The organism is Agarivorans sp. Z349TD_8 (assembly GCF_050870825.2).
Taxonomy (GTDB): Bacteria; Pseudomonadota; Gammaproteobacteria; order Enterobacterales; family Celerinatantimonadaceae; genus Agarivorans.
In genome coordinates this window covers 2,042,200-2,060,132 of record NZ_CP194037.2, presented here as the reverse complement: position 1 = coordinate 2,060,132, position 17,933 = coordinate 2,042,200, and the positions used below count along the sequence as shown (strand labels likewise).

The window sequence follows — 17,933 nt, the reverse complement described above, 5'->3', positions numbered from 1 at the left end:
CTCCCCCTAATCGAAATAATATGACCGTATTATTTCGCTATACGACGCGCAGCGGCGTCTAATGCTTTATCAATCGGCTGACGACCGCTGGTAATGTTGGTGAGAGATGTTGCCATCGCCGACCAAAATTTACCCATGGCCGCAACATTAGGCATTGGCTCGCCATCCTCAGCATTCGCAAAGGTCGCTGCAATACGAGGATCACCCGCTAACTGTTTCATAAATGATTTAAGAGCAACAGCACCTAACGGCACATCATCGTTTACCGTTTTCAAACCTTCATCGGTGACCAGATAGTTTTCTAAAAACTCTACCGCTAAATCAGCATTGGGTGAGGCCGCGTTAATTGCACCAGCCAATACACCAACCATTGGCTTAGCTTTTTGTCCATTAACCGTTGGGATGTAAGTTACACCGTAATTAATGCCACTTTTATCGAGGTTATCCCAAGCCCAGGGACCATTAATCATCATCGCCACTTCGCCTTTATTGAAGGCTGAATCCATCACCCCGTAATCAGCTCCCTTCGGCATTTGACCACCATCGATCAGGTCTTTAATCACTTTCGCGCCCATTTTCGCGCCAGCATTCGCTACACCGGTATCTTTTACGTCGTAAGCACCATTCTCAAATTTGAAGATGTAGCCACCATTGGCTGCCAATATCGGCCATGAAAAATAAGTGTTGTTGTAATCCCATAAAATAGCGTGTTTACCATCTTTTTGTAGTTGAGCATCTAAGGCTGGAATTTCTTCCCAAGTTTTTGGGGGAGTCGGTACTAAATCTTTATTATAAATAAGACCAATTGATTCAATCGAGATAGGGTAACCATAAACTTTGCCATTAATCGTGACCGCATTCCAAGCAAAGTCCTCTATAGCCGCTTTTTTCTCGGCGCTCGGTTTCAGTTCTGCTAATAGACCGGCATCAACCCAATCGCCGAAACGGTCATGTGGCCATAAGAAGATATCTGGGCCTGAACCAGTTGAAGCAGCCTGTTGAAATTTACCAGGGGCGTCGTCTGGGTGAGCAACACTCACTTTAATGCCGGTATCGGCTTCAAAGCGTTTGCCTACTTCTGCTAAGCCGTTATAGCCTTTATCACCATTAATCCAAATAGTGAGCTGACCTTCCTCAATTGCAGCAAAAGCATTCGATACCATGCCCAAAGAAGCAACCGCAATAGCAGATGCAAGAATTGTCTTTTTCATTAGCCTTTCCTTAACTGTCGTTATGATTATTGTAGTCGCAAGAGTAACTTGCTGAACTTGATTCTAGCTCAACAGAACTGAAACTCACATGACTCAGCTCGCAATTTTGAAACTATACTACATAACGAAAAAGCAAGGAAAGACGGGGCCTTAAAGGCAATCCAATCTCAATAAGTTGGTAATAAAACAACAAAATTAACTACATTAGCACTTGAAAACCTTTGCATGTGGTAATTTTACAACAACAATGAAACTGACAACCTTTTCAAACATAGCTACTGACTTAATTGTTATTTTTAAGTTGTTCTCTCAAATTAGGCGGGATACCAACAATTGTCAAAGTATCGCTCGCCTCATCATAAAATACCCGCTCTCCTAACAGCTTTTGCTCGAAGCTAATAGAAACGCCTTTCCCTTGACCAAAACACTTAGCAAGTTTTTTCAAAGTGCTGCGGTCTGCTGGAAACTGCTCTTCCAAAGGATAGTTTTCGGCCGCAAACTGATAAAAATCGACATTTTCATCGTCGGTCGGTAAGGCCTTAGCAAGTTCACCCACAACGATTTCTTCACCATCTTTAAGCTGCTGCTCACAATAACTTTTCACTTCAGCTTTATAAGCTTGTTTCTCTTCTTTATCTAACTGCGTCGCTTGGCAATAATCATCGACCGCTTGCATCAATACGGTATTTTGCAACTTCACATCAAGACCATCATCACAACCAAGAAACTCAACAAAAAAATCTGCAATTTTACGCCCAGCCCGACCTTTCACATAAGAAACATAACGTCTCGATTCAGCGTTACGCTGCATATCGGTAATATCGATCCGGGCTGCTAATTGAATTGCACTGGTTTCCAAATAACGACTCGCGGTCAGCTCTAGACTTTCATCAACCGCCGGTGAAGTTTTATTTTCGAGCAACATAATTAATAAATACTCGCCAGCGACATGTTCATAATGAGCCAGTAACAAAACCCCCTGCTCTATAAACTCATATTTTTTGAGTTCTTCAACCAGTACTGAGCCGCTATCAACACTAAATCGATGAAAATCCAACTCGCGACTCAATAACAGATCGAGCTTCTCTTTAAAGGTACTGGTGTTTTCTGGCGGGTAGTAGCCAAAGCCTTTGGCTGCACGGCCACTAAAGTTCAAGTGTAAGCTCTCAATGAGACTGAGCGCCTGCTCGCTATGCAGCATTTCTTCGCTGCGGGCTTGTAAGGCGATTTGGCCGTCGGCTGCCAATTCTAATGAATGTAAAATAAGATGTTTTAATGAAATACTCATAGTTTTTGCTGTTAGTGTTTACTGACAAGGTGGGGTATTATACGCGTCTTTATCGTTAATTTTGCAGAGAAGAAATGGCAATAGTTTCAAAATATTCCACAGAGCAAGTGGAACAATTACTAAATGATGTACTCAAAGTAGTCAACAACCATAATGTAACCACCGATTTAGCATTAATGGTGTTAGGTAATGCAACGACTTGCCTGATTAATCAACGTGTTGCTCCAGAGCAAAGGAAGACTCTTGCCGAAGGTTTCTCAAAAGCACTGAAAAGTTCAATCAGTGAATCATAGGCTACCCTGAAGGACTTAAGAACAATCAATGGTAAATAACTCAAAGCAGTACCGAGACAAGGTGTCACAGTTAATCAGCTGGGGACATTGGTTTTGTTTGTCTAATATCATTCTTTCATTAATTGTAGGCTTACGTTATTTAGTGTTGGCCGCAGCGCCAGAGACATTTTTAGGCCAGAGTTATTTACTGATCAGTTGGTTGGGCCAATTTTCATTTATTGGCTTTGTACTTTTTTTGGTGACCCTATTCCCCCTCAGTTTTGTATTCCCCAGCAATCGCACCCTTCGTTTTGTTGGCGCGCTCTTTGCCACTTTAGGGGTTAGTCTACTGATTGTTGATACCGAGGTATTCGCCTCCTTTAATCTTCATCTTAATCCAGTCTTACTGGAACTCTTAGTCGATAAAGAGCAAAATAGCCAAGCAAACACCCTTAACTTACTATTTGTCGCGGTACCGTTCATCTTCTTGCTAGAGTTATGGCTGGCCCGACTCTGTTGGAAATATTTACGACGTTTAGAGCATGCTCATTTAGGCGTACCTATCGCAGTATTACTATTTATTTGTTTTTTGCTTACTCATCTGGTGCACGCTTGGGCAGACGCAACCGATTATCGCTCGATTACTCAACAAAAAAACAACTACCCATTGTTCTACCCACTCACTGCTCGTAGTTTTTTACAAGAACAAGGGATTTTCGATGTTGATGCATATTACCAACAAGTCAGTAAACGCGAGACAGCAAAGCTAGGCGGATTGCGCTACCCTATTTCTTCACTGAAATATGCACCTACGGCACAACACTACAATGTGATGCTGATTGTCGTAGAAGGCCTACGCTGGGACGCCCTCAATCAACAAACAATGCCCAACAGCTGGAAACAGGCCAAACGTTCTAGTCAGTTTTTTAGTCACTATAGCGGTGGTAATCGAGCACAAGAAGGCTTATTTAGCTTGTTCTATGGCATCCCAAGCAGCTATTGGTCTAATATTATCAAGCAACATCAAAGCCCAGTACTCATATCCGCACTGCAAGCACATAACTACCAAATCGAGCTCTTCAGTAGCCGTGGAGTAAACCACCCTGAACTCGCCGGAACCAGCTTCGCCGGTGTTAAAAACCTCGACATGACCGAATGGCCAAGCGGGGCGAAAGGCGATAAACAAGCGATTCAAAAATGGTTAATCTGGCAGCAAAGCAAGTTCTCCCAATTACCTTGGTTTAACTTTCTTTATTTAAATGGCGTTGCTGCGTTTGATAATGGTAACGGTGACGCCATCCAAGTCGTCACCCCCGACTCATTACGTAGCGGCTATCAACAAGCAGCCCAGCTGCTCGATCGACAACTTGCAAAAGTTTATGAACAACTAAGCCAAAGTGGCCAACTAGAGAAAACCATACTCATCTTCACCTCTGATTATGGTAACGAATTAGGCGATAACAACAGCAACTACTGGGGTAATGGTAGCAACTTTAGCCGCTATCAAACGCAAGTTCCGTTATTTATATCTTGGCCCAAGCAAACACCAACGCTACAACATGGTGATACCAGTCATAACGATCTAGCACCCACCCTATTAGAAGGTTTGCTCGGCGTAAACTCAAACCCAAATGGCTATAGCAGTGGGCAAAATATCTTCAAAAAACGCAAGCGTGATTGGATATTAATTGGCAACCAGGAACAACAAGCCGTTGTTCAGCAAAATCAAATTACCTTGTTTAATAAATCCGGAAGTTATCGGGTATTTAATCGGGAACTAGAGCCGAGTAATGCCCCTGTTTCAGTCCCGATGTTGGTACAAGTATTGAACGATTTAAAACGTTTTTATCAGCCACAGCCCTAATTTGCCTATTCACTGAGCAATCGAACACAAATTAGTAGGCCGTGTATTGACAGCGGAGCGATACCTAAGTAAATTCACAGCTCAAATCGGTACGTAGCGCAGCTTGGTAGCGCACTGTCATGGGGTGTCAGGGGTCGGAGGTTCAAATCCTCTCGTACCGACCACATTAAAGCCCGTCGCCTAATCGCGACGGGCTTTCGCTTTTCAAAGGCTATTATCTTCGGCTGTTTAAGCCCTTTGCCTATGAATCGTCGGCCATCGTTTTAAGTTTGCTTGAACTCACCAATAGCGGCTATAAGTCCACCACTCATATCTTTGTATGCGTAACTGCAAAACGACCCGCTGCCATGAGTAAAATCAAAGTATATAAATTGAGAAATTCTATTACCTACCAACCCAAAGTTTAAAGTCATAAATGTCATAATAATAGACGATAGTACACGCGCGTAATTGGTACTCAATAAGCCAGCGTGACGCATTGTAATAATCAGTAAGAGCACCTTAAATAAACCAAATCTACCTTTCTTCAGAATATTTTAGGCAACTGCTCTGATCAGCCCGCTGCCATGCCACTTTATAAACAAACGTGCTAAAATCGGCGCATAAAAAATAGTGATGAAACAAACTACTTCCCCCTCTTTGGGTGACTTTAAGGAACGAATATGATTATCAAACCTAAGATCCGTGGTTTTATTTGTACAACCACCCATCCGCTTGGTTGTGCTGCCAATGTCCAAGAGCAAATTGACTACACCAAACAGCAAGGCCCAATAAAAAATGGGCCAAAAAGAGTATTGGTTGTCGGGTCATCCAGCGGTTATGGTTTATCTTCACGTATCGCAGCGGCCTTCGGCAATGGCGCCGCAACCATTGGTGTTTTCTTTGAGAAAGCAGCAACCGAAAAGAAACCAGGAACTGCTGGTTGGTATAATGCTGCGGCCTTCGATCAAAAAGCTCACGAAGCTGGTTTATATGCCAAAAGCATTAATGGTGATGCCTTCTCACATCAAGCCAAGCAGGCAGCTGTTGACTTGATTAAGCAAGATCTAGGACAAATTGACTTAGTAGTTTATTCCTTAGCGTCTCCAGTAAGGAAGCTCCCAGATACCGGAGAACTAATACGCTCCAGCCTAAAACCTATTGGTGAAACCTACAGCGCAACCGCCGTAGATACCAATAAAGATACCATTATTGAAACCAGTGTTGAGCCTGCGACAGAACAAGAGATAGCAGATACAATCACGGTAATGGGTGGCGAAGACTGGGAGCTTTGGATTAAAGCGCTGGATGAAGCGGGCGTACTCGCCCAAGGCTGTAAAACCGTTGCCTATAGTTATATTGGCACCGCATTAACTTGGCCAATTTACTGGGATGGCGCTTTGGGTAAAGCCAAAATGGATTTAGATCGTGCCGCCGTATCTTTAAATGAAAAATTAGCCACACGTGATGGCAGCGCCAACGTTGCGGTACTGAAGAGTGTCGTGACTCAAGCTAGCTCAGCGATCCCTGTGATGCCACTTTACATCTCAATGGTGTTTAAGATCATGAAACAAAAAGGCGTTCATGAAGGCTGTATGGAACAAATCTATCGGATGTTTAGTCAACGCCTCTATCGTACAGACGGCAATGCTCCAGAGCTTGATGAGAGCAATCGCTTACGTCTTGATGATTGGGAGTTAGCCGAAGATATTCAACAAGCTTGTGTTGATTTATGGCCACAAATCACCACCGAAAACCTGCGTCAACATACGGATTACGACTACTATAAAGCCGAGTTTTTGAAACTATTTGGTTTTGGTATTGCCGGAATTGACTATGAAGCAGACGTCAATACCTTGGTTCCTTTCAACGTGATTGAAGTCGCCTAATGACAAAAGAGCCGCCCAACAATTGAGCGGCTCTTTATTCTTTCACTTTAAACAGAATTCGGAATATAGAAAGAGTAATACCAACGTCATCAAGCGATTGATTATCCCGAGTTCAATTTATGTTATTTATTCACCTTGTTATATCTCACTCGACCCGCTCTCGGTAAATAAGCATCAAGATATAAACCGTCTTTTGCGATTTTATACTCTACCACTTTGTCTGCCGAAGTGACGATCACGCGTTCACCTTTGATTTCGTATTGAGTGGCGACCCGACTCCCAGACTTTAGCTGTCCTATTTGATCAAATACCAAGCGATCTTTCTTGCCATAAAATGCCTGCTCAGATTCCCAAGTTCCGATTAAAGGATTAATCGTCACTCTTCGCTTTGCTCCAACTAACTCAGGATAAGAAAAATACAAAAATGCTAACACCCCTAGGGCGATAACCACCAAAGCCGAAATTAATACTAAGGATTTTTTCACCAACGTCTCCGATAAATAAAAAGGGCGAAACCGCCCTTCTATTCGCTTGTTAACTCAACATAAGGTTTACAGCAAAGTTTTAATCTCTGCTTTACTCTTTAATAAGTCAATCAAGGTTTGGTAACTCGCTTCTGTTTTAATGCTGGCCAGCTGTTGTAACCAACGTTGAGTCTCTGTGCTTTCTACGGTTTCCACCTCATTGACAGCGGTAAGCTGTAATACTAGCTGATCACCATTCATTGTGCTTATTCGCCCGGCAACTTTCTGCGCTAACGGCTTAGCCATCATAAATAAATGCCGAATAACTTGCGGCTCTAACTCTTGGCTATCCCGAGTCAATTGAGTCTTAGTCGTAAACTGTAAGTGTTGCTGATAAAGCAAATCATCTAAGCCTTCACCAGATTTTAGCGCAGCAATCAACTTGTCTGCATATGCTTGGGCTGCTTGAGTCGCTCTAGTTTGGGTTAAATTACTGGCAATTTGCGATTCAACGACTTCGAAAGGTTTCACGGTCGCCGCCGAATGCCCAGTAACACGAACCACTACAGAGCTATTATCCGCCAGTTGAATAACATCACTATTTAAACCTTCAGCAATAAATTCTGGGTCGAATAGCTTACTTATCACCTGCGCTTGCCCTAAAACTGCATTTGCATTAGTACGACTTAAACCCTTAACCGTTTCAAGCTTAAGGCCTGTCTCGCTAGCCACTTCAACTAAAGAATCAGGAACTTCAAAAGACAGCTCAGCCACTTTTTGCGCTTGTTCATAAAACGCTGTTTGTGCCTTTTCATGTCGTAATTGTTGGCTGATTTGCTCACTCACTTGGTCGAGCGGCTTCACTTGTGCAGTTTGTACATCAAGCAACTTAATTAAATGGTAACCAAAAGCGGATTTAACAATTGGACTCACATCGCCTTTCTGTGCAAGCGCGAAGGCGGCCTCATCAAATGCTGGGTCCATCACTCCACTTTCGAACCAATCAAGCTCACCGCCTTTTTCACCACTAAAGCTATCGTCGGATGACTCTGCAGCTAAGGCCGCAAAATCTTCACCTTGATTGAGTTTGGCTAATAACTGTTCTGCTTTTGTTAGCGCAGCGGTTTCGTCGTCACCAAAATTAACCAAAATATGGGCAACTTTACGCTTTTCTGGCTGAGTATAAGTTTGACTATTTGCCTTATAGAATTGATCTATTTCCTCAGGACTTACTGCGATAGTTTTAGCCAATTCATCAGCATCAACTAAAATATACTCAACATCAACCGACTCTTCTGTTTTGAAGCTATCTTTATGTGCTTGATAATAAGCCTTTAAATCTTCGCTTGAAGGCTTCTCTGCCGCAACGAAATTTGCAGTTGGGATCGTCACATAGCGAACATCACGAGTTTGTTGATTTAACTTCGCCAGTAGCTCTGCTTCACTCGGTAACGCAAACTCACTGCCTAATAAAGCGTTTTGCAACTGTTGACGAGTCAAGTCATTACGCATCATATCGCGAAATTGACTCGGCTGAAAATGTGCTCGAGAAAGTACCGCTAAATAGCGGTCATTATCAAAACGCCCGTCAACTTGGAACTCTGGCATTTTGAGAATTTGCGACTTAAGCTGTGCATCACTGATTCTGAGTCCATACTGTTCAGCGGCTTGATCAAGTAAACGTTCTGACACCATACGGTCTAACACGTTATTTCTAAATTGGGCCATATAGCTTGGGTCAGCGGCTAATTGATTAAAGGCGTCACCAAATTGATTTTCTAATCGCGCCCGTTCATTTTGATAGGCTTTATCAAATTCGGCACGACTAATTGATTCGCCATTCACGGTTGCTGCTAATTGTTCGCTTGGACTCGCAATATAACTACCAACACCAGCCAGTGCAAAAGATAAAATGACCAGACCGAGGATGATCTTGGCTACCGGACCTTGGCTTCCTTCACGGAGCTTTTCCAACATGCTTAGTTACTCTTTACCACATAAATAATGAAAAAGCGCATCGTAGGATGCGCCTTTGACAGACCGCAAATCAATCTACAGCTGACAATTAGTTTACTGCGTCTTTCAACGCTTTGCCGGCTTTAAACGAAGGTACGTTAGCAGCGGCAATTTGAATTTCTGCACCGGTTTGTGGGTTACGGCCAGTACGAGCCGAACGTTCTTTCACTTGAAAAGTACCAAAACCTACTAAGGCAACATTATCGCCTTCTTTCAACGAATCAGAAATAGCTTCGATAAAAGAATCAAGAGCACGACCGGCAGCGGCCTTAGAAATATCTGCACCTTCAGCGATTTTGTCTACGAGTTGAGCTTTATTCACAATGGGTTCCCCTTGTTGTTATTCCTTTTCATTTTACCGCGGGAAAAGTTCCCTATTATTTGCGGCTCAGAACCAGGCTAGTCAGTCTACAGTTAGTTAATTTATATACTATTAATTTGTCATAACGGCTTATATGCCAGCCTTAGGCTATAGCCCTTAAACAAGGCTGGCAAGAATTATTTTACGATTGAATTGCGTTTATTTGCATTGACTCAAGCTTTTACCTCAAAGGCTTCAGGATTTTGCTCTAAAGCAGCTTCTAACACCTGCTCAATCCAGCGCACTGGGATGATTTTTAAGTCTCCAATGACATTTTGTGGTATTTCTTCCAGATCTCGTTCATTTTCCTTTGGAATAAGCACCGTTTTAATTCCACCACGGTGAGCTGCCAACAGTTTCTCTTTTAAACCACCAATCGGCAATACTTCTCCGCGTAAGGTAATTTCGCCAGTCATCGCAACTTCGGCTTTCACTGGATTTCCCGTTAAACTAGACACCAAAGCAGTACACATTGCGACACCCGCACTTGGTCCATCCTTTGGAGTTGCACCTTCAGGAACATGCACATGGATATCGCGCTTCTCATAAAAATCACTATTGATCCGCCATTTATCGGCTCTCGAACGAACCACTGTCATCGCAGCTTGAATTGACTCCTGCATCACGTCACCCAAGGAACCGGTATAAGTTAACTTGCCTTTACCCGGAACAGAGGCGGTTTCGATGGTAAGTAGATCCCCACCAACTTCAGTCCATGCAAGGCCTGTGACCATACCCACACGGTTATTCTCATCGGCTTTACCATAATCGCAGCGTTGCACACCTAAATACTGACTGAGATTCTTTTGGCTAATTTCGACTTTCTTGATCGATTTATCCAACAAAATTTCTTTTACCGCTTTACGGCATAACTTAGAAATCTCGCGTTCTAAGTTACGAACCCCAGCTTCTCGGGTGTAATAACGGATAATGCCAATAATGGCACTATCGTCAATGACGATCTCATGCTCTTTCAAACCATTGCGCTTAATTTGCTTACTAATGAGGTGCTGTTTGGCAATATTAAGCTTTTCATCCTCGGTATAACCCGATAGCCGAATCACTTCCATTCGATCGAGCAAAGGACCCGGAATATTCATTGAGTTTGAAGTTGCCACAAACATGACATCAGAAAGGTCGTAGTCAACTTCTAGATAGTGATCGTTAAAACTATTGTTTTGCTCCGGATCGAGAACTTCGAGTAGCGCAGAAGCAGGATCGCCACGCATATCAGAGGCCATTTTGTCGATTTCATCCAACAAGAAAAGTGGGTTTTTCACCGCAACCTTCGACATTTTTTGAATCAACTTACCCGGCATAGAACCAATATAAGTTCTACGATGCCCACGAATTTCGGCTTCATCGCGAACGCCACCTAAAGCCATACGAACGTACTTACGCCCGGTGGACTTAGCAATCGATTGTCCTAAGGAGGTCTTACCTACGCCAGGAGGCCCCACTAAGCATAAAATGGGTCCTTTCAATTTGTTCACTCGGCTTTGCACCGCCAAGTATTCCAAAATGCGCTCTTTAACTTTTTCTAAACCATAGTGGTCTTGATTCAGTACTTCCTCAGCTTTGGCTAAATCACGTTTAACTTTGGAGCGTTTTACCCAAGGAACACTGAGCATCCAATCAACATAACCACGCACCACGGTCGCTTCAGCTGACATGGGCGACATCATTTTCAACTTATTTAATTCGGCCAAAGTTTTTTCTTTGGCTTCCTTGGGCATGCGAGCTTCGTCAATCCGCAAAGAAAGCTGTTCAAATTCATCTTGACCATCTTCAGATTCACCCAGCTCTTTTTGAATCGCCTTCATTTGCTCATTCAAATAATATTCGCGCTGGCTCTTTTCCATTTGCTTCTTAACACGGCCTCGAATTTTTTTCTCAACCTGCAACAAATCAATCTCTGACTCCATCATGGCCATCAAATATTCGAGTCGCTCGGGGATACTAGAGAGCTCCAATACTGATTGCTTATCTTCAAGCTTCAACGGCATATGCGCAGCCATGGTATCCGCTAGACGTGCAGCGTCATCAATTCCAGAGACTGAGGTTAATACTTCAGGTGGAATTTTTTTGTTCAGCTTGATGTAACCTTCAAATTGGCTAATCGCTGAACGAACCATAACTTCTTGCTCTTTCTCATCAGGCAGCACAGAGACAACATACTCAGCAGAGGCCACATAGTACTCGTCTTCCTGAATAATTTCTTCTAACTTAGCCCGTTGGCTACCTTCAACCAACACTTTTACAGTGCCGTCAGGCAGTTTTAAGAGCTGCAGAATATTAGCCACCGTGCCTACAGTGTATAAATCTTCCACTTGTGGATTATCATTGCTTGCATCTTTTTGCGCCACTAATAAGACTTGTTTGTCTTGGTTCATCGCGCTTTCTAAGCAACGAATAGACTTTTCACGACCAACAAATAGTGGAATAACCATGTGTGGATATACCACTACATCACGTAGCGGCAATACAGGAATTTCAAATCGTTCTGAACGCTCTAAGGTCATGTCGTCCTCTTTACCTTAGCTAATAGACTCTATCAGCTATATTGGGTCAATTTTTCGTGTTTCAATTCGACCTGGAGTATTTTTAACAAAAAAACTGCAGGCCGCTGCTTTTTTAATCAATCACTTACCGTAAACGGCGCCGAACAGTACCAGTTACTTTACCAGCCATACTAATTAAACTTTGCCGAGTATGACAATGACACAAAGCGACTGCCAAAGCATCTGCTGCATCGGCTTGAGGGCTAGCCGACAAACTTAATAGCTGGGTTACCATATGTTGAACCTGTGATTTATCTGCCGCACCAGTACCCACTACGGCTTGCTTGATTTGCCGAGCCGAGTATTCCGATACTGGGATGTCACGAGAAACTGCTGCAACAATTGCAGCCCCTCGCGCTTGACCAAGCTTCAATGCCGAATCGGCATTTTTGGCCATAAATACTTGTTCAATCGCAAACTCGTCAGGAGTGAATTGTTCAATTATTTCGCTCACACCCGCATGAATTTGCTTTAATCGTAATGGTAATGCCTCCGCTTTAATACGAATACAACCACTGCCCAAGTAAGTTATTTTCCCATGAACTTGCTGAACTAAACCATAACCCGTAATCCGAGAGCCTGGATCGATGCCTAAAATTATACTCACAATAACTTATAACTGTGCCGCAACATCATCAGAAATATCCCCATTATGATAAACCTCTTGAACATCGTCGTCGTCTTCTAACATGTCAATTAAACGTAATAGTTTAGGCGCGGTGGTCGCATCTAATTCAGCTTGAACAGAAGCGATCATTGTCACTTCGGCATTTTCTGCGATAAATCCAATCGCATCGAACGCATCTTTCACTGTCCCAAACTCATTGGGGGAAGTGATAACGTCAATGCTTCCGTCATCGTGACTCTGAATATCTTCCGCACCACTGTCTAACGCGACCTCAATAATCCGTTCTTCGTCGCTGCCTGCCGTAAAACAAATAATACCTTTTTTCTCGAATAAATATGCAACACTTCCGTCAGTACCTAAGTTCCCACCACTCTTACTAAAAGCATGTCTCACACTTGATACAGTACGATTTCGATTATCGGTCATCGTTTCCACTAGGACCGCAGTACCTCCTGGCCCATAACCTTCATAGATAACCGTTTCCAGTTGTTGTCCATCAAGCTCACCAGCTCCACGTTGTACCGCCCGATTCACAGTGTCCCGAGTCATATTATTAGATAGCGCTTTATCAATTGCGGCTCTTAATCGAGGGTTCGCATCGGGATCGGAGCCCCCTTCTCTGGCTGCGACCGTAAGTTCTCGAATAAATTTTGTAAAAATTTTCCCGCGTTTAGCATCTTGAGCAGCTTTGCGGTGTTTTATATTTGCCCATTTACTATGACCGGCCATCGTTATCCCTATAAAGTAATATACATTGCAATGATAAACTCGATAAACGCGACAAGCCTAGCATTATCTTCCTCTCCATCGAACTTAAAGCGCCTTATCATACTGATAATTAAGGTGATAATAGGCTACAAGAGCAAAGCAATCTTTACATAACATGGATCTTAATCCTAGTCATAGCATTGACTTTACACCTTGCACCAAGTCAAATACTGACTAGATAGTTAATATAGTAACTCTATTATTATTATTATTTTTGATACCCATCGATAAATAACCTTTGATAGTCTCGGTTCTACTGTTCATTTGTGAGCCATAAACAACTATTTATCACTAAAGTTAACGAGCTGATAAAATCAGCCTATATTTGTATAGATGAAGAAATTATCAATAGTATTCCATGGAAGGTTATGACAGCAATTTGTTGGCCACTTATCAGTCTGCTCATGAGACATATATGGGTAGCAACAAGAACAATGGTGTTCTGTAGCTTATTCAGTTTAAGCTTCGCCATTGATGCCCAAACTTGGATTGTAAGTAATCCCAGTCATCAAACAGAAGTGACGCCTAAGAGCATTCGTTCAATTTTCTCCTTACGTCAAAAAAATTGGTCCAATGGACGAGCTATTCAAGTCGTGGTTATGGAAAACAACAGCGAATTACACAAAGACTTTTGTTTAGATGCCCTTAAATTATTTCCTTATCAATTAAGCCGTATCTGGGAGAGACAAATTTATACAGGTACCGCCATCGCCCCCATCGTTGTATCTACCGAGCATGACATGTTAAATATGATTAAGCTAAATCCTAATGCCATTGGGTATGCCAGCCAAGAGGTGGAAAATGAAGAACTTCATTCTTTTAATCTTGACTAGCTTACTAACCTTACTTCCTGTTTCTTTCGCACAAGCGAAAATATACTGGGGAGGGTTTATCTCTGCCAGTTATATCGATGTAAGTGCAAATAATTACTATGGCTATAATTCCGGTGATAGTGGCCCTCTATATGAGGCCGGTTTACATGGCTATTGGTACATCGATCCTCGTTGGTCGCTGTCAGGTTTATTGATTGCTCGTGAGAGTGGCGATTGGTTTGAAACAGGCCTTGCAATCGATTACCTTAGCCTAAACTATCAACCACAAACCAGCGAAGACTGGGCTCTGGCATTTAAGTTAGGACGCTTTAAGCTCGCCAATGGCATTTACGGTGCAACTCGCGATGTTCCGTTTACCCGACCAAGTATTATCTTGCCATTTTCTGTTTATCCGCATGTTTTTAAAGAACAAAGCTTACGTGCAGATGGACTCCGTATGGATATCGATTATTTCAGCCCTTCTGGGCAACAATACAATTTTGCTGCATCAATTGGCAAAGAAGCCTTCGATGAAAGCTTTAGCCGACGTTTTTTTGGGCGAAGTCAAGAAGGTAAATTCACCGCCGATTGGAACACATCACTGCATTTATCCATCCAACCTAATGCCAATTGGTCCGTGGCCTTCGACTATCGACGCTTAAAAACTCAACTTATCGATGCGATTAACCTTGCCATCCCAATTCCTCCTAATGGTGAATTAGTTTATGCACCCTTTGATTTTTTTATCGACCTTGACCAGTACATACTCTCTTTACAGTATGCTCAAAAAAAATATGAGCTCACGGCTGAATACAGCCTACGTCGAGGTGGTACCTATGCAAAAGGGAAAAATGCTATGGCCCAAGGCTTAGCGTCTAATTTTGACGGCAGTATCGACATGAATACCTATTATCTTCAAGGTATTTACATGTTGACTCCTCAATGGAGCCTGTTTGCACGCTACGATAATAGCCATTTTGTTGATGCGGATATCACTCCTAACCTAAGGGATATCGATGATTTAGCCCTCGGAGCTAGCTGGAATTTTCATCAGCATTTCCAACTAAAAATAGAACACCACTGGCTCACGGGAACCTCCATGATCCCCCCAGTTAACGATCTAAATTCAAACGCAGTCAACAACCCAGAACGTTATTGGCGCTTATTCGCGATACAACTTAGTTATCGTTTTTGACAATTAACTCTATGCTTAATAAATTAAAGTGGCGACTGTTTTACCACGCAGTAAAAATAATAAACATCGGGATGGTCAATGAAGCTCCGTAAATTCCCATTAATTGATATTAAAAATCGCTATATCAGTGTAAGACTGAAACTAACCTTGATATGGGTATTAGCTGCTGGCGTAGTCGTCTCTATCTTTGGCTTGACAGCCATGGAGCACAACAAACATCAACAAACTCAATTAAAACAAAGTTATCTTGATAACTATGCATTGGAATTTAAAGACCAAATTGACCGCTTAAGTGACAGCATCACCTACATTTTTGAAACCCAAACCTTGTTTAGCAAGGCTGAGAATATGGTTCAGTTGGATCACTATTTAAGCCAACAATTACCTGAATTACAGTGGCTACTTCCCATTGTAAATGGTTGCACCGTATACGATCTCGACAATTATTCTTGTAGCTTGCCAGAAATAATGCCACCTAAAAGCTTACTCGAACAGGTCACAATACACACGAAACCGATGAAATTACTCGAATGTGAAGAACGATGTTTTCTCTGGGTTTCACTCCCGGTGCGCACTCGCAGTGCTGAACTAGGGGTTCTGGCATTTCAATTAGAATTGGCCGATGCACTCATCAATGTAACTCAACTCGATGACATAGAATTGGCGATCGTTGATGTTGACCGACCGATCTACAAAAGCGTGCTACTCGCAACCAATACTCAAGTACTGAGTCAAAAATGGTTTGACAGTGCAATAGAATACCGTAACCACGATGATTTAACCTTTATGGTTGAAGACAAAACCATTGTCGGCAAACTTTACTCAATCCAAGACAGTGCTTCGAATAGTCTAAAACTAGTGGTACTTAAAGATTGGAGTGAGCAAGTCTCTCAGCTCACCGACTTCCGCAATAAACTCGCACTGCTATTGCTGTTTACCATGCTTTTAAGTATCTCCATAGGCTTACTGCTGATGCGCCGTCCCGTCAAAAGTTTACGTTACCATACCACTCACTTACCGAGCATATTGGAAGGCAAGGGATACCAGCCACAAAAGCATATCCACCTATTCAATGATGAGTTTGATGCCTTAGATTCGATCTCTATTCAGCTAGCCAATAGCTTTACTGAAATGCGAACCAACATTGCTGCGAATACAAAAGTGCTCGAAAAAATGGCAATGGAAGATCCATTGACCGAATTACCGAATCGCAGTGCCTTCTTACAACACTTAACCAAGGCCCTAAAAAACGCTGAACAAAAAGACGAAGAGCTCTGCCTCATCTATATAGACCTCGACAACTTTAAAACAATTAACGACACACTCGGCCACGACTTTGGCGATTTGCTTTTAATTCAAGTCGCTAAACGGATCTTACGTTTAAGTCAATTTGCCTCCAACACCTTTCGCCTTGGTGGTGATGAATTCACCCTCTTAGTCAATCAACAGGATAAAGACAGTGTATTAGGTTACGCCTATAGCTTGGCGCGAGAAATATCTCGGGATATTACAATTTCCGGAGTGTCGATGCGGGTCACCCTCAGTATTGGGATCGCGACTGCGAAACAGGCCGAGTATGAGCCACAGTTGTTGGTAAAATATGCTGACCTAGCCATGTACTCTTCCAAACGAAAGGGTCGCAATTGCTGTACTCACTTTGATATCGAATTAGCACGCAACAACGACATGGTGTTCACCATTGAAAACCAATTTCAAAATGCAATGAGTAACAATGAACTGGAACTGTTCTTGCAGCCTCAAGTATCGATGCAACAACAGAAAATAACTGGTTTTGAATTACTACTTCGCTGGAATCACCCGACCCAAGGTTTAATGAACCCAGGCCAGTTCTTAGATATTGTCGAATCCGGCCGTCACATCCTGCCTCTGGGCTATTGGGTCATCGATAAATCTTTGGCACTGTTAGAAGAATTCAATGCTCTTGGTTACCAAGGCCTCACCGTTGCTTTTAACATTAGCGGCCACCAGTTTGAAGACAAACTCTTTGCTCAAAAACTAATTAGTAAATATAGGACCATTAGTCCTGGAAATAACTTACTAGAACTGGAAATTACCGAGAGTGTCGCGGTACAAAACTATCCCCAAGTAAAAAATCAACTCAAGGAAATTCGAGGCGCTGGCATTAGAGTTGCCTTCGATGATTTTGGTAAAGGCTTCACCTCACTCAGTTATTTAAGTAATCTAGCCTGTGACAAAATAAAATTCGACCGAGAATTTGGTCATAATGCGATCACTTCCATACCGACTCAGAATATCGTACTCAGTATGCGTAAATTAATGTACACCTTAAATTACGAGATATTAGTGGAAGGAGTGGAAACCATAGAGCATGCCAATTGGCTAATCAAGAATGGTTTTGACAAAGTTCAAGGCTATTTATTTGGTCGACCGCAAACCAAGGAGGCAGCCCTTGCCTTTTATCAAGCTTGCTGCGATAAAGGCGGCCTGTTAGATAAAGACGGTAAACTGATAAAGCTTTACCCCGTAATTGAACTACCGAAGCCAGCTGACCCACCGCAAAGAAACCAATCACCATCATCAATCAACAAAAGCTGAAAAATAAATACTGATAAAAAAACGACGAGCTTAGCTCGCCGTTGATAC

14 protein-coding genes and 1 tRNA gene are annotated in these 17,933 nt (G+C 42.6%); 7 read left to right on the top strand and 8 right to left on the bottom strand.

The features are described from left to right. Positions 1 to 29 precede the first annotated feature (29 nt). Positions 30 to 1,211 carry a maltose/maltodextrin ABC transporter substrate-binding protein MalE gene (gene malE, locus ACRRS1_RS09385; RefSeq protein ID WP_432467922.1) on the bottom strand — a complete coding sequence of 394 codons (1,182 nt, stop codon included), beginning with the start codon at positions 1,209 to 1,211 and terminating at the stop codon, positions 30 to 32. Between the two features lie 283 nt (positions 1,212 to 1,494). Beyond that, the gene (gene yejK / locus ACRRS1_RS09380) at positions 1,495 to 2,499 is read right to left on the bottom strand and encodes a nucleoid-associated protein YejK (RefSeq protein WP_432467923.1); all 1,005 of its coding nucleotides are present in this window, start codon (positions 2,497 to 2,499) and stop codon (positions 1,495 to 1,497) included. A gap of 74 nt (positions 2,500 to 2,573) precedes the next feature. On the opposite strand from yejK, the gene ACRRS1_RS09375 reads away from it, so the two are divergent. The 4 genes from ACRRS1_RS09375 (at position 2,574) to fabV (ending at position 6,503) form a co-directional block, all read left to right on the top strand. Further along, positions 2,574 to 2,792 carry a DUF1414 domain-containing protein gene (locus tag ACRRS1_RS09375; RefSeq protein WP_432453436.1) on the top strand — a complete coding sequence of 73 codons (219 nt, stop codon included), beginning with the start codon at positions 2,574 to 2,576 and terminating at the stop codon, positions 2,790 to 2,792. A gap of 28 nt (positions 2,793 to 2,820) precedes the next feature. Then, positions 2,821 to 4,635, top strand: coding sequence for a DUF3413 domain-containing protein (locus tag ACRRS1_RS09370; protein ID WP_432467924.1), 1,815 nt, complete (start codon positions 2,821 to 2,823; stop codon positions 4,633 to 4,635). Positions 4,636 to 4,722: 87 nt separating this feature from the next. Further along, positions 4,723 to 4,799 (top strand) — tRNA-Pro (locus ACRRS1_RS09365). Positions 4,800 to 5,297: 498 nt separating this feature from the next. After that, the gene (fabV, locus tag ACRRS1_RS09360) at positions 5,298 to 6,503 is read left to right on the top strand and encodes an enoyl-ACP reductase FabV (RefSeq protein WP_432453438.1); all 1,206 of its coding nucleotides are present in this window, start codon (positions 5,298 to 5,300) and stop codon (positions 6,501 to 6,503) included. 122 nt (positions 6,504 to 6,625) lie between these two features. Here fabV and ACRRS1_RS09355 read toward each other — a convergent pair whose 3' ends face one another. The 6 genes from ACRRS1_RS09355 to ACRRS1_RS09330 all read right to left on the bottom strand — a co-directional run bounded on the left by ACRRS1_RS09355 (position 6,626) and on the right by ACRRS1_RS09330 (position 13,262). Beyond that, on the bottom strand, positions 6,626 to 6,988 hold the full coding sequence (locus ACRRS1_RS09355; RefSeq protein ID WP_432453439.1) for a hypothetical protein: 363 nt from the start codon (positions 6,986 to 6,988) through the stop codon (positions 6,626 to 6,628). 66 nt (positions 6,989 to 7,054) lie between these two features. Continuing rightward, complete coding sequence (ppiD, locus tag ACRRS1_RS09350; RefSeq protein WP_432467925.1) at positions 7,055 to 8,944, bottom strand: peptidylprolyl isomerase; 1,890 nt, start codon at positions 8,942 to 8,944, stop codon at positions 7,055 to 7,057. 88 nt (positions 8,945 to 9,032) lie between these two features. Beyond that, the gene (hupB, locus tag ACRRS1_RS09345; RefSeq protein ID WP_432453441.1) at positions 9,033 to 9,305 is read right to left on the bottom strand and encodes a nucleoid-associated protein HU-beta; all 273 of its coding nucleotides are present in this window, start codon (positions 9,303 to 9,305) and stop codon (positions 9,033 to 9,035) included. Positions 9,306 to 9,517: 212 nt separating this feature from the next. After that, positions 9,518 to 11,866, bottom strand: coding sequence for an endopeptidase La (gene lon, locus ACRRS1_RS09340; RefSeq protein ID WP_432453442.1), 2,349 nt, complete (start codon positions 11,864 to 11,866; stop codon positions 9,518 to 9,520). A 124-nt stretch (positions 11,867 to 11,990) separates the two neighbouring features. Then, the gene (ruvC, locus tag ACRRS1_RS09335; RefSeq protein WP_432453443.1) at positions 11,991 to 12,512 is read right to left on the bottom strand and encodes a crossover junction endodeoxyribonuclease RuvC; all 522 of its coding nucleotides are present in this window, start codon (positions 12,510 to 12,512) and stop codon (positions 11,991 to 11,993) included. Positions 12,513 to 12,518: 6 nt separating this feature from the next. After that, a complete protein-coding gene (locus tag ACRRS1_RS09330; protein ID WP_432453444.1) occupies positions 12,519 to 13,262 on the bottom strand; it encodes a YebC/PmpR family DNA-binding transcriptional regulator in 744 nt (247 codons plus the stop codon). A 305-nt stretch (positions 13,263 to 13,567) separates the two neighbouring features. On the opposite strand from ACRRS1_RS09330, the gene ACRRS1_RS09325 reads away from it, so the two are divergent. From ACRRS1_RS09325 to ACRRS1_RS09315, 3 genes are all read left to right on the top strand, one after another. Continuing rightward, complete coding sequence (locus ACRRS1_RS09325; protein WP_432467926.1) at positions 13,568 to 14,134, top strand: hypothetical protein; 567 nt, start codon at positions 13,568 to 13,570, stop codon at positions 14,132 to 14,134. Beyond that, complete coding sequence (locus tag ACRRS1_RS09320) at positions 14,103 to 15,308, top strand: hypothetical protein (RefSeq protein WP_432453446.1); 1,206 nt, start codon at positions 14,103 to 14,105, stop codon at positions 15,306 to 15,308. Before ACRRS1_RS09325 ends, ACRRS1_RS09320 begins: the two co-directional genes overlap by 32 nt. A gap of 78 nt (positions 15,309 to 15,386) precedes the next feature. Continuing rightward, on the top strand, positions 15,387 to 17,885 hold the full coding sequence (locus tag ACRRS1_RS09315) for a putative bifunctional diguanylate cyclase/phosphodiesterase (protein ID WP_432459204.1): 2,499 nt from the start codon (positions 15,387 to 15,389) through the stop codon (positions 17,883 to 17,885). Positions 17,886 to 17,933: the final 48 nt, after the last annotated feature.